This window comes from Endozoicomonas sp. ALE010, assembly GCF_049310165.1.
Taxonomy (GTDB): domain Bacteria; phylum Pseudomonadota; class Gammaproteobacteria; order Pseudomonadales; family Endozoicomonadaceae; genus Endozoicomonas.
Genome location: NZ_JBLYNV010000002.1, coordinates 239,633 through 251,665 on the forward strand (window position 1 = coordinate 239,633; position 12,033 = coordinate 251,665).

Genomic DNA, 12,033 nt, shown 5'->3' on the forward strand with positions numbered 1-12,033 from the left:
AACTGTCCAGTAGCCCGTGTGTTGCGATTTCGGGCTGACTATCTGGCGAATGCTGAAGCAGTAGACGCTGTTCTCCGACAGCCGTTAACTAGCTGAGAGTTATCTCTGAGAGATGTTTCATGATGGATGTAGATCAGGCAGCCAGAATAATCAGAAACGGCGGTGTCATCGCTTACCCCACAGAAGCCGTATGGGGGTTGGGATGTGACCCCTGGAACCAGCAGGCTGTTTATCGGATTCTTGACATCAAACAGCGGCCGGTTGCAAAAGGGGTCATTCTGATTGGTGCTTCAGAGGATCAGTTTGCCCCGCTACTTAATCCCCTCTCTTGTGAAGAAAGAGCCCGGCTGAAGTCTACCTGGCCAGGTCCTTATACCTGGCTTATTCCAGACCCTGCTGGCTGGGCACCCGACTGGGTCAGAGGGCAGTTTGATACGGTTGCTGTTCGTATCACTGCGCATCCACTGGTGAAAACACTGTGTGAAGCAACAGGGCACCCGATAGTGTCTACGTCAGCAAACCTTGCCGGTAAGGACCCGCTGTTAACGTTTTCAGGTGTAGAGGAAGTGTTTGGCTCACTGCTGGATGGCATTGTTCCCGGCGAAACCGGAGAACAGAAAACACCCTCAAAGATTCAGGACCTGCGTTCGGGGCAGCTGGTAAGGGCTGGCTAATATTACTAAAACTCAGGAATTGTCCCGGAATGTCAGAACCGTCTGTAGATCTCGTAAAGCAATACCTCCTGGATTTGCAGAATCGCATCTGCACCGCGATTGAAGCAGAAGAAACCAGAGGCTCCTTCAGGGAGGATCAGTGGGACTACCTTGGCTCCGGCAACAAGGGGGATGGTGGCGGTAAAGCCAGGGTGCTTGAAGGGGGCACGGTGTTTGAAAAAGCCGGTGTGAATTTTTCCCATGTAACCGGGGATCAGCTGCCTGCCAGCGCCACGGCCCATCGACCCCACATGGCTGGCAGAAGTTTTCAGGCCATGGGGGTTTCCCTGGTGATCCATCCGGATAACCCATTTGTGCCAACATCCCATGCCAATGTCCGGATGCTGATCGCCCATAAAGAAGGAGAAGCGCCGATCTGGTGGTTTGGTGGCGGCTATGACCTGACGCCTTACTACGGCTTTGAAGAAGATTGTCAGCACTGGCATCAGGTGGCCAAACAGGCCTGTGATCCTTTTGGTGATGATGTCTACCCCCGCTATAAAAAGTGGTGTGATGAATACTTCTTCCTTAAACACCGCAATGAACCCCGGGGGATTGGCGGACTGTTCTACGATGACCTGAATGAGTGGCCATTTGAGCGCAGTTTTGAATTTATGCAGTCGGTTGGCGACAGCTTTATTGATGCCTATCTGCCCATCGTACAGCGCCGTAAATCCCTGCCTTACTCTGAGCCGCACAAGCGTTTTCAGGAGTACCGCCGTGGCCGTTATGTAGAATTCAACCTGGTATACGACAGGGGTACTTTGTTTGGGCTGCAGTCCGGTGGGCGTACAGAGTCTATCCTTATGTCATTGCCGCCTCATGTACGCTGGGATTACAACTGGAGTCCAGAGCCTGGCAGTGAAGAGGCACGACTGTATGACGAATTTTTAAAACCAAGAGAATGGGCATAAATCAAGAGGGTCTGAATCATGGCTGGGCCAGTAGACACGTATGCAGTAATGGGGAACCCTATTGCCCACAGCAAATCACCGGTCATTCACACACTGTTTGCTGATCAGACTGACCAAAGTCTGCGTTACACCGCCCTGTTGGTTGACGTTGGCGGCTTTAAAAAAGCGATTGATGAATTCTTTGAAAACGGTGATCTGGGGTTAAGTATCACCTTACCCTTTAAGGAAGAGGCGTGGCAGTTAGCGCAGAAGAAAACGTCACGAGCAGAAAAAGCTGGGGCGGTAAACACCTTGTGGCAGGAACATGGCCAGCTGCATGGGGACAACACCGATGGGCTTGGCCTGGTGGCAGATCTCCAGGCAAATAACGGTGTAACCATTAAAGGCGCTCGGGTACTTATTCTGGGGGCCGGTGGTGCCGTGAGAGGGGGGCTTGAGCCCCTGCTGGCCGAGCAACCTGTTGAGGTTGTGATTGCCAATCGAACCCGTAGCAAGGCTGATACGCTGGTTGAACTCTTTACGGATAAAGCCATTTCTGCCTGTGGATTCGACGATATAGAGGGCCGTTTTGACCTGGTGATCAATGGCACCGCTGCCAGCCTGCAGGGAGAGATACCGCCCATACCCGGCCATATTATTGATCAGAACACCTGCTGTTATGACATGATGTACGGTGCCGACGAAACCGTTTTCAATCGCTGGTGTCGTGAGCAGGGGGCAGGTAAAACCATTGACGGGCTTGGTATGCTGGTTGAACAGGCGGCCGAGCAGTTTGCCATTTGGCGTGGTGTCCGTCCTGATACCCGTCAGGTACTTGACCTGTTGCGGAATGAAATGGCCTGACAGGTTCTATACTCCTGAACATGATTCTTTATATTGCCTGTTCTGCTATATGGGATGATTTTCAGGTATTGGATACGTTATGGATAAAGCGCTACCAGTCACAGTGATGCCAGCCAATGTGATCGCCAAAGACCTCTTGCCGGGTGACCTGCTTTTTCAACTGCGCTCAGGTGGTGAAGCCGAATGGGTTATCAGCCGACTCTTTGCGGGTCGGGATGGTGCAGCCATTAATCATGTCGCACTCTACGACGGTGATGGTATGGTTATAGAAGCTGTAATGCCCCGGGTGCAGAAAACCGCTTTGGATGACTTTGTCAGCAGCTCAGTTTTAGACAACCATGGCCGACCGTGTGTCCTGGTCTGTCGGCTGGCATCGAGTTTCTCGGCACTGGTACCGGATGCCCTGGCGTTTGCAGAGCAGCAGCTTTCGGTACCCTATGATCCACACTACCGTCAGAATCAGGAAGAGCACCAGAAAAGCTGGTATTGCAGTGAATTAATTGTCCATGCGTTTCGCCATGCCAATAAAGGCATTTTCCTGTTTGAAGAAACACCCATGAGTTTCCGGGATATGGCAACCGGAGAGCTGATGCCGTTCTGGATTGACCATTATCAAGCCATTGGCCAGAAGATCCCGGAAGGGCTTCCCGGCTCACATCCGGCGCTGCTCTCCTGCTCCGACAAGCTAATGTCCATTAATAGTCTTGGATCACTTCCAGCAAAAAGTTGTCAGGATTTATGCAGCCTGGAGCCTGGGTCAACTCTGGCCTGAACCGTTTTCTGATCAGATCGGCACCAGTTTTAATCTAACCTTATTTTATTTCCTGCCTGATAGACTCCTGTCTTAATTTAATCAGTCAGCGGGTAATCTGTGGCAACCACACAATCCCCCTTATTACTGCTGTTGAAACTTTTCTAAAAAGTGAATGTCTGCGCGCAGAGAGAAAATAATTTTCAGTTTGTGAATGAGGTAGTTCCATGGCACCCGAATTTCCCGCTTTGGCTATTCCTGGCTTTGAGGCTGTCATGCAGGATCTGATGGCTGTGGCTCATGATGTTATGAATCGTGATCCAGATGATGATGACATAATCGATATGCTTCCTGCCGTGCCGCAACATGTTGTCCCCTATATTCCTTCCGCCAGACACCAAAATGCTGCACCCAAAAAACTGGAGGAGTTCAGCATTACCTTGCCTGACGTGCCTGATGATTCTCCCCCTCAGGCTTGTGTTCAGGAGCAAAATGAAAAGCCAGCAGGGGCAGAGGCCCCTGAGAGTTCAACAGAATGTAATCCGCCGGATGAGCTTGCTGCACGACGGAAGAAAAAAACACAGCTGACCGACGCTATTCTCGAATTACGACTTGAGTGTTCGAAAATGGAGCGTACATGGGCAACCTGTGTCCCCCGGGTGGATATCGATTCAAAAGAGGCCCAGGATGTGGTTTGCTACGCCACGGCCATGCGCTGCGGTGCATTGAAAAGGTCACTTGTTGGATACTATGCGGCACAACTGGGAAAACAGGTGGAGATTGTTAATGTACAGGCGGAGGTTGTTAATGCACAGGTGGCAAAGGATCATGGCAGACATGCTAATGGTCAGCAGCCTGTGGCTCAACCTGCAACGAGATTACCCAATAACGTCAGTATTTGCGTGGAAGCAATGAAGGCATTGGAGTTAGCGAAAAATGTAACCGCTGTTTATGATCCGGACAAAGAGCCACTTGAGAGAGATGCCAGGCTGGCAGAAACCATCAAAACCTATGAAGCCTATCAAAAAGTAAAAGGACAGTTGGCCGGCTTACAGGCATCCCTGCAGGCGATGAATGAATGATTGCGTCGATTTTATCAAAGTTATGAAATAGACTGATCAGTTATCTATTCTCATCAGTAGAGCCAGACGGCATCCAGATAGCTTATCGTTACTGCAAGGCTTACCACCCGCTGGCTGAAGGAATCCATGAACGCTTCCCAATCATCATTAACCGACCACTCCCTGGCTCAGACCTTACAGAACGACATTGGCCGGGGTGCCAAATCACTCAATCTTGATTTGTCCCCGGTTCAGGCGGATTTGCTGACCCGCTATGTTCTGCTGCTGAACAAGTGGAATAAAGCCTACAATCTTACCGCCATTCGTGATCCCAGAGAGATGGTCTTCAGGCATATTGTGGATAGTCTGAGTATTGTTCCCCATATTTCCGGTGAGGCGATTCTGGATGTAGGCTCAGGCCCCGGGCTGCCTGGCGTGGTGCTGGCGATTATGTACCCCGATAAACAATTCACGACACTGGACAGCAATGGCAAGAAGACCCGCTTCATGCTTCAGGCAAAACTGGACCTTCAGCTCAATAACCTGGCAGTTGCTAATTCCCGCGTAGAGTCTTTTCAGGTGGATGTGCCTTTTGACGCCATTACTTCACGGGCATTCAGCTCATTGGTTAATATGGTAGATGGTACAAAACACTTATTATCGCCTTCAGGTGTTTATCTGGCCATGAAAGGGCTATATCCTGAAGAAGAATTGAAGGAATTGATGGATCGTCACGAAATTGAGCTGGTTGGCTGTGAGCCTTTAAAGGTACCGGGTACAGACGGCGATCGTCATCTTGTCATTTTGCGTAACAGGCATTGAATGGTATTAAACGGCTGTGGCTAAAATTCTGGCGGTAACCAATCAGAAGGGGGGGGTTGGCAAAACCACTTCCTGCGTTAACCTATCGGCTTCCCTGGCGGCCAGTAAGCAGCGGGTACTGCTTATTGATGTTGACCCCCAGGGGAATGCCACCATGGGCAGCGGAATCGACAAACATGCTCAGCAATGGTCCGTTTACCATGTACTGACCGGGCGCTGTGATATCGAACAGGCAATCCTGCCATCCCGGGATGGCGGTTATGATGTTCTGGGGGCAAACGCCGACCTGACGGCAGCAGAGGTTGAGTTGATGGAGATGGACCGCAAGGAATCCAGACTCCATGAGGCGCTTGCCAGGGTTGAAGATCAGTACGACTTTATCATGATCGACTGCCCTCCCTCTCTGAACATGCTGACCATCAATGCCATGGTGGCTGCCCGTGGGGTGATTATTCCGATGCAGTGCGAATACTATGCACTGGAAGGTCTGACTGCCCTGATGGAAACCATTGCAGGCCTGAGGGAAACCATCAATCCCGACTTGCACATCGAAGGTCTGCTGCGCACCATGTATGACCCGAGGATGACGCTGACCACAGAAGTATCGAGACAGCTCATCAACCATTTTGGTGATCAGGTCTATCGAACCGTGATTCCCCGTAATGTTCGACTTGCCGAGGCACCGAGTCATGGTAAGCCGGTACTGGCCTATGACCGGAACTCCCGTGGTGCGGTGGCTTATCTGGCCCTGGCCGGCGAGCTGGTACGCAAGCATGACATCAAGGGGCTTAACGGCAAGTCGACAAGGAAAACAGGAACTCACTGACCCATGGCGAAACAACGTCTCGGTACTAACTTGAATGCACTGCTGGGAAGCGCCAGGCTACCGGCATCCCTGTCCAATGATCTTGCCGGGCCATCACCGGTCAAAGAGTCACTGGATGGGACAATGAAAGACCTGCCCGTTGAGTTTCTGGTGCGTGGCAAGTACCAGCCCCGCCGAGACATGCACCCTGATGCCCTGGAAGAGCTGGCTGAAAGTATTAAAGAACAGGGCATCATGCAGCCTATCGTGGTTCGTCCGGCCGGGCAGAATCGCTATGAAATCATTGCCGGTGAGCGTCGCTGGCGTGCAGCACAGCTGGCAGGCCTTGCGGACGTTCCTGCCCTGATTCGTGATGTTCCCGATGAAGCTGCCATTGCCATGGCACTGATCGAAAACATCCAGCGGGAAGACCTGAACCCAATTGAAGAAGCGATTGCACTTTCCAGACTGCAAAAAGAGTTCGAACTGACCCAGCAGGAAGTGGCCCAGGCCGTCGGTAAGTCCAGGGCTGCCGTTGCTAATATCTTGCGACTGATGGCCCTGAACCCTGAAGTAAAGAAAATGCTGGAATATGGCGACCTGGAAATGGGCCATGCCAGAGCGTTGCTTTCCCTGGGCGAACTGGATCAGTTAGAAGTAGCCCGAACTGTTACCGCAAAAGGATTGTCTGTGCGTCAGACGGAAGCACTAGTTCGCCGAATCCAGCAGGAAAAGGAAAAAGGCGGAAAAACCGTTAAGCGGCTTGACCCTAATATAAAGCAGCTTGAAGATGAGCTGTCTGAAAAGGTAGGAGCCAGGGTCGCCATTCAGTGCAGTGCCAAAGGAAAAGGCAAGCTGGTCATTTCCTACAATTCACTGGATGAGCTTGATGGCGTGTTGGCCCATATCCAGTAAATACCGCTTTTTGATCTCCTCTGCGCTCTTTCCCGGGGCGCATCCCAAGCATAATACTTGATTATCTCCCAGCTTATACCAGACTGGCTATCTGGTTATATTCAATGATCGACCTGCGCTTTTTCAAATGGATTGCTGTTGATTGAAATTCACAAAAAACGCACTTTGGAAGATTTATTATGAATACCGTCTCTCTTGGGGATCTTACGGCCTTCAAATCGGTTCTTCCCTTTCCCGTTGTGGTTTGCGACCACCTGTCAATGCAGTCTGGCAATGCAGGGGAATTCAATGGTCAGTCGGTCGTGTGCCAAAACCCCACAACACAATTGATCCGCTCCCCACTATGCCAGTGCGATATGCTGTTTCGCGACAATGCTGACATTCAGGAATTAGATACGCTGTTACAGAACAGGGTCATTGATATTTACGCCAAACAAGTCCGCAATATATGCCAAACATCTGTATATGGGCCCCATGATACGGTGTACTGGTATTCGCCACTGTCCGTGCATGACCCAAATATTCTGAAGAAACTGCAATGGTATTTGAGTCAGGATGGGGTTGATATCAATCAGCCCATTGACTTTGCAGGGGAAACCCTGGTGCACCAGTTTTGTAAAGCGAGCTGTATCCTTCGGAGGAATAGTCTGGATCGGCCTCTGTACCCGGTTCATCCAGATATCGTGGTTATCTGGCTTTTGAGTCATGGGGCTTCGCTGACCAAGAATCGATTGGGCCAAACGCCATTACACACTGCCTGCTCCGTTGGTGCTACCCGGGAGCTTATGGCCATATTGTTGAAGAAAGTCAGGGAAAATCCCGAAATCCTTGATGCATTGAACAACAACGACGAAACAGCCCTGTCTAATGCGTTGAGCTCAACTTCCTGGAATGCTATGGCCGTGCTTTTATTGCGGGCAGGAGCCAGTACCGGTGACGTCGACAATCGTGTCCAATACATTCCGATGACGACAATGATCAAAGATCGCAGGCTTGATAGCGAAAAACTGGGGTTGCTTGCCATTCATGGATTAGATATCAGTAAATTCACCAGTGAAGCATCGCTTTTTGTCAGTAAAATGACTATCAAGTCCTTCCGTCGTGATATCGAAGTACTTCTCTACTGGATAAAAGAAGGGTTGGCCCTGAATGGTGTTGATGGTGACGGTCAGTCATTGCTTGGGGTGTGTTTCAGTACCTTTGAAGAATATGAAGATAGCGAAGAAGAAGATGAAGAAGATAGCGGGTTTAGCCTGAAGCTGGAATTGTGCAGTTACGTCCTGAAAGTTGCCTACAAATACCATTTTCCAGAAAACATTGACGCTCTGAAAGGCGTTATTTCGGACACATTGGTGGAAACCCGGGCAGAGGATATCGGTAGACTGCTAAAAGGCTATCCGGATGTTTTCTATCTTATTGATGATACGGTCGAAATGATTGCCAGCTATTTGAGTGAACACAATAGAGTGAAGCTTGGTGACTTGCTGGCACAAGCCAGGGCTGAGCACCCCGCAGGGATGAGTCTTCAGCCTTTCATTTACCTGCCCTATGAGCCTGTTATGCAATCGTGCACCGATACATTTATGAAACGTATGGAAGCTATGTTCTTCGCACCAACCAGTGATTTTATCAGGGTAAGGTTGGAGCCTGACAGACGTCGTTTTGCAAGAACTGATAGTGACGAGGGGATAGACTCTGATATTGAAGACAGTGATGAGGATGAAGATGAAGATTCTCAAGACAATCCCTCAATTAACTATTCAGATATTCGATTGTACGACTGGCTTTTAGAACATCGGCTTGGATCATTGCGGCAACTGCTGCTGTCACACAAAGAACTTCATAAAACGATTTGCAAACATCAACAGGAGCTGGCTTGTGAGTTATCGGTTGAAAATGAACAGCTGCTTAAGAGATTACTTGGTGAAACGGGTTCAGTGGAAGAGCCCGGATGATATATACGCATTATGAACCTCTGGTGGTGTTCCTGATTGCATAATGGCAACGCGTGTTACAGAACGCCTCTGTGCAACAATGGGAGCTTTCTAATATCTCTACTGACTGTTCATTTAATCCCTCGGCAGGGTGTCATCTCTGACTGGTATCTACAACAATCTTTATAAACATGGTGTCATCTTTAACGTATCCATGTTCCAGCCTGGAGAGTGCCAGGAGCTGAGGGTTGCCACAGGGAATGTTACTTGGCTTTATTGGTCGTTGAAAAGATGAGGAATTCGGGTCGGGGGAGAAAGCGTCAAACTTGTCATCTACACCATACTGATCGAGGATCATAAAAGTAATTTTTTGTCGAAACGGCCAACGCTGAATGGCATCATAGTCACCTTTCATTAAAGCCAGAAACAAGCTGATATGGGTGCCTTTTCCTGATCCATCACCATTCAGGTAGACCCTTGCTCGCATTTTATACCCGAATTCGCTGGTACAGAATGGCTGTGAATAGATGGACTCCGGGTTGCAATTGATCGCCTCCATCCGTTTGGCTGCAAATCCATCAATCTTCCACACCAGGGTACCGTTCCAGGATGCTGTTTTGTCCTGTAAGGCATTGACTTTAAGGGTTCCAGCCACCTGACGCAAAGTAGCGGGATCAACATCCCTGAGTTGACTCATCAATTGAAGTGCATTGGTAATGTCGTTTTTGATATCAGCAATAGCGAGACGATTTTCTTCAGTCTGAGATTCTATATTATTGTAGAGTTGCTTAAAGTCAGGCGGTAACGAGGTACTGGGAGACGTTCTCAGCGCCTGAAGTTTTTCGTTAAATTCCCGGGTAATTTGTTGCATTTGCTGTTTCATTAACTCCATACCTTTATCCAGTGATGCCATCCTGTTTTGGATAGATGGTTGTGGCTTTGTGAGTAGCCATTCCAGCTGTTTTATCTCATCAACAAGCTGATCTATCCTTCGGGAATCCTCTGAAATATCGTGTTGCAGCATTCTTATCCTGTCTTTCATGGGAATATTTTCACATCTGTCGAGATGACCCTTGATATCGTTATAAGACCCGCGCCATGGGCAACCAGTGTTTCCATAGGTGGTGTTTGAAGGGCATTGACTTTGATAAACAAATTTGATTTCCCGGGTTGAATTGGTGTCCGGAAAAAGGGCGTCTTTATCTATAGGGCAACGGTAGTCAGATAAATCACCCGGGGGGAAGTTTGGTTGTTTATACTGCTCATGGTGTACGCAATGACGACACAGTAAATGCCCTTGATAGCATTGGACTATGTCTCCGAGGATGTGATCCCTGCTACAACGTTCTACATTTAGGTACGATGGGGGCAGCTCAGTGATAATCCTGACACCATGGTGGAAAAAAGTGTTGATGAGATCAGGAGGAAGCCCAGAGGAATTATTTGTCGCTGGATTGTCAGGGAGGGCTCTACCAGAAAGCATTGCAGTAAATGACTGGGCGGCTTGCATTTGAATTTCCTGTTATCACGTTCAAGCCCTTTGGATCATGAAACAGGATGAAAAGTTTCAGGCAGTAATATTTTTGTCGTGAAAAATTCCTGAGTCCGGCGCAGCCAATCAAACGGGCGGTGTGTTCATAGACTGGCTCATAAGTACTACCTAATATTTTATCAAATCGGTTGTTCTAGGTGATTGTACGTAAAACGACTGTCGCTTATTGATTAAAGTCAAAATTTCTCTATCATGCACCTCTCTTCCACGGACTGACCCAAACGGTCATCCACGGATCAGCACTATGAATCATCATCGCTGAACGGGAAGTGCGGTTTGAAAATAGGTTGTTTGGAAATGAACGAAAACAACCGGTTGACAAATCAAACTGGCGCGGTAAGATTCGCCTCCGCTGATAGGGCTTGAGAGCAACGTTAGCGAGTTGGAAAGCTTCTTTCTTCTTCTGAAAATGATCGCTTGACAACGAAAGCCGCCACGGTAAGATAGGCGGCCTTGCTGATCGGCACTGACTGCTGAATCAGCGATTAAATCACCACGATTTAATCAGTTCTTTAACAAGATATCAGACAATTCGTGTGGGCGCTTGTGCGATTGCATCGGTAACAAAGCTTCGGCTTTGAACACTTTAAGATGCTTAATTGATCAAGCGAACATACCTGTAAATTCATGTACGTTTAATTGTGACATTGAGCCGTTGTTTTGTTCTCCGGAATAAAATGACAAAACGATTTAAACTGAAGAGTTTGATCATGGCTCAGATTGAACGCTGGCGGCAGGCCTAACACATGCAAGTCGAGCGGTAGCAGGAAGTGCTTGCACTTCGCTGACGAGCGGCGGACGGGTGCGTAACACGTAGGAATCTGCCTGGTAGTGGGGGATAGCCCGGAGAAATTCGGATTAATACCGCATACGCACTAGCTCTTCAAGAGCGGTGGAAAGGAGGGGACCCGTTTCTTTTATAAGAAGCGAGCCTTTCGCTATCAGATGAGCCTGCGTCGGATTAGCTGGTTGGTGGGGTAAAGGCCTACCAAGGCGACGATCCGTAGCTGGTCTGAGAGGATGATCAGCCACACTGGGACTGAGACACGGCCCAGACTCCTACGGGAGGCAGCAGTGGGGAATATTGCACAATGGGCGAAAGCCTGATGCAGCCATGCCGCGTGTGTGAAGAAGGCCCTAGGGTTGTAAAGCACTTTCAGTGGGGAGGAAAGGTTGAAGGTTAATACCCTTCAGCTGTGACGTTACCCACAGAAGAAGCACCGGCTAACTCCGTGCCAGCAGCCGCGGTAATACGGAGGGTGCGAGCGTTAATCGGAATTACTGGGCGTAAAGCGTGCGTAGGCGGCCACCTAAGTTGGATGTGAAAGCCCCGGGCTCAACCTGGGAACTGCATCCAAAACTGGGTGGCTGGAGTACGGGAGAGGAGTGTGGAATTTCCTGTGTAGCGGTGAAATGCGTAGATATAGGAAGGAACACCAGTGGCGAAGGCGACACTCTGGCCTGATACTGACGCTGAGGTACGAAAGCGTGGGGAGCAAACAGGATTAGATACCCTGGTAGTCCACGCCGTAAACGATGTCTACTAGTTGTCGGTTGTCTTGTACGACGGGTAACGCAGCTAACGCGATAAGTAGACCGCCTGGGGAGTACGGCCGCAAGGTTAAAACTCAAATGAATTGACGGGGGCCCGCACAAGCGGTGGAGCATGTGGTTTAATTCGAAGCAACGCGAAGAACCTTACCTGGCCTTGACATCCTGCGAA

General features: G+C 49.4%; 10 protein-coding genes and 1 rRNA gene. 10 read left to right on the top strand and 1 reads right to left on the bottom strand.

Features of this window, described 5'->3' with window-relative positions; genetic code table 11:
* Positions 1 to 119: 119 nt before the first annotated feature.
* The 9 genes from ACO6UY_RS02095 (at position 120) to ACO6UY_RS02135 (ending at position 8,779) form a co-directional block, all read left to right on the top strand.
* Complete coding sequence (locus tag ACO6UY_RS02095; protein ID WP_422444517.1) at positions 120 to 674, top strand: L-threonylcarbamoyladenylate synthase; 555 nt, start codon at positions 120 to 122, stop codon at positions 672 to 674.
* 29 nt (positions 675 to 703) lie between these two features.
* A complete protein-coding gene (gene hemF, locus ACO6UY_RS02100; protein WP_422444519.1) occupies positions 704 to 1,627 on the top strand; it encodes an oxygen-dependent coproporphyrinogen oxidase in 924 nt (307 codons plus the stop codon).
* Between the two features lie 18 nt (positions 1,628 to 1,645).
* Entirely contained in the window at positions 1,646 to 2,470 is an 825-nt protein-coding gene (aroE, locus tag ACO6UY_RS02105; RefSeq protein ID WP_422444521.1) for a shikimate dehydrogenase, read from the top strand.
* 79 nt (positions 2,471 to 2,549) lie between these two features.
* Positions 2,550 to 3,242, top strand: a complete 693-nt coding sequence (locus ACO6UY_RS02110) for a YiiX/YebB-like N1pC/P60 family cysteine hydrolase (RefSeq protein WP_422444523.1) — start codon at positions 2,550 to 2,552, stop codon at positions 3,240 to 3,242.
* 206 nt (positions 3,243 to 3,448) lie between these two features.
* The gene (locus ACO6UY_RS02115; RefSeq protein ID WP_422444525.1) at positions 3,449 to 4,303 is read left to right on the top strand and encodes a hypothetical protein; all 855 of its coding nucleotides are present in this window, start codon (positions 3,449 to 3,451) and stop codon (positions 4,301 to 4,303) included.
* Positions 4,304 to 4,429: 126 nt separating this feature from the next.
* A complete protein-coding gene (gene rsmG / locus ACO6UY_RS02120; RefSeq protein ID WP_422444527.1) occupies positions 4,430 to 5,104 on the top strand; it encodes a 16S rRNA (guanine(527)-N(7))-methyltransferase RsmG in 675 nt (224 codons plus the stop codon).
* 16 nt (positions 5,105 to 5,120) lie between these two features.
* Positions 5,121 to 5,930, top strand: a complete 810-nt coding sequence (locus ACO6UY_RS02125; protein WP_422444529.1) for a ParA family protein — start codon at positions 5,121 to 5,123, stop codon at positions 5,928 to 5,930.
* A gap of 3 nt (positions 5,931 to 5,933) precedes the next feature.
* Entirely contained in the window at positions 5,934 to 6,824 is an 891-nt protein-coding gene (locus ACO6UY_RS02130) for a ParB/RepB/Spo0J family partition protein (protein ID WP_101747000.1), read from the top strand.
* A gap of 179 nt (positions 6,825 to 7,003) precedes the next feature.
* Positions 7,004 to 8,779, top strand: coding sequence for an ankyrin repeat domain-containing protein (locus ACO6UY_RS02135; protein WP_422488909.1), 1,776 nt, complete (start codon positions 7,004 to 7,006; stop codon positions 8,777 to 8,779).
* A gap of 133 nt (positions 8,780 to 8,912) precedes the next feature.
* Here ACO6UY_RS02135 and ACO6UY_RS02140 read toward each other — a convergent pair whose 3' ends face one another.
* Complete coding sequence (locus tag ACO6UY_RS02140) at positions 8,913 to 9,800, bottom strand: hypothetical protein (RefSeq protein ID WP_422488911.1); 888 nt, start codon at positions 9,798 to 9,800, stop codon at positions 8,913 to 8,915.
* 1,202 nt (positions 9,801 to 11,002) lie between these two features.
* Here ACO6UY_RS02140 and ACO6UY_RS02145 point away from each other — a divergent pair.
* A 16S ribosomal RNA gene (locus ACO6UY_RS02145) occupies positions 11,003 to 12,033 on the top strand; the annotation flags it as partial.

Excerpts from the sequence above, each read along its gene's own strand:
- ACO6UY_RS02095 (WP_422444517.1), top strand. The coding sequence starts at position 120 with ATGATGGATGTAGATCAGGCAGCCAGAATAATCAGAAACGGCGGTGTC.
- hemF (WP_422444519.1), top strand. The coding sequence starts at position 704 with ATGTCAGAACCGTCTGTAGATCTCGTAAAGCAATACCTCCTGGATTTG.
- aroE (WP_422444521.1), top strand. The coding sequence starts at position 1,646 with ATGGCTGGGCCAGTAGACACGTATGCAGTAATGGGGAACCCTATTGCC.
- ACO6UY_RS02110 (WP_422444523.1), top strand. The coding sequence starts at position 2,550 with ATGGATAAAGCGCTACCAGTCACAGTGATGCCAGCCAATGTGATCGCC.
- ACO6UY_RS02115 (WP_422444525.1), top strand. The coding sequence starts at position 3,449 with ATGGCACCCGAATTTCCCGCTTTGGCTATTCCTGGCTTTGAGGCTGTC.
- rsmG (WP_422444527.1), top strand. The coding sequence starts at position 4,430 with ATGAACGCTTCCCAATCATCATTAACCGACCACTCCCTGGCTCAGACC.
- ACO6UY_RS02130 (WP_101747000.1), top strand. The coding sequence starts at position 5,934 with ATGGCGAAACAACGTCTCGGTACTAACTTGAATGCACTGCTGGGAAGC.
- ACO6UY_RS02135 (WP_422488909.1), top strand. The coding sequence starts at position 7,004 with ATGAATACCGTCTCTCTTGGGGATCTTACGGCCTTCAAATCGGTTCTT.
- ACO6UY_RS02140 (WP_422488911.1), bottom strand. The coding sequence starts at position 9,800 with ATGAAAGACAGGATAAGAATGCTGCAACACGATATTTCAGAGGATTCC.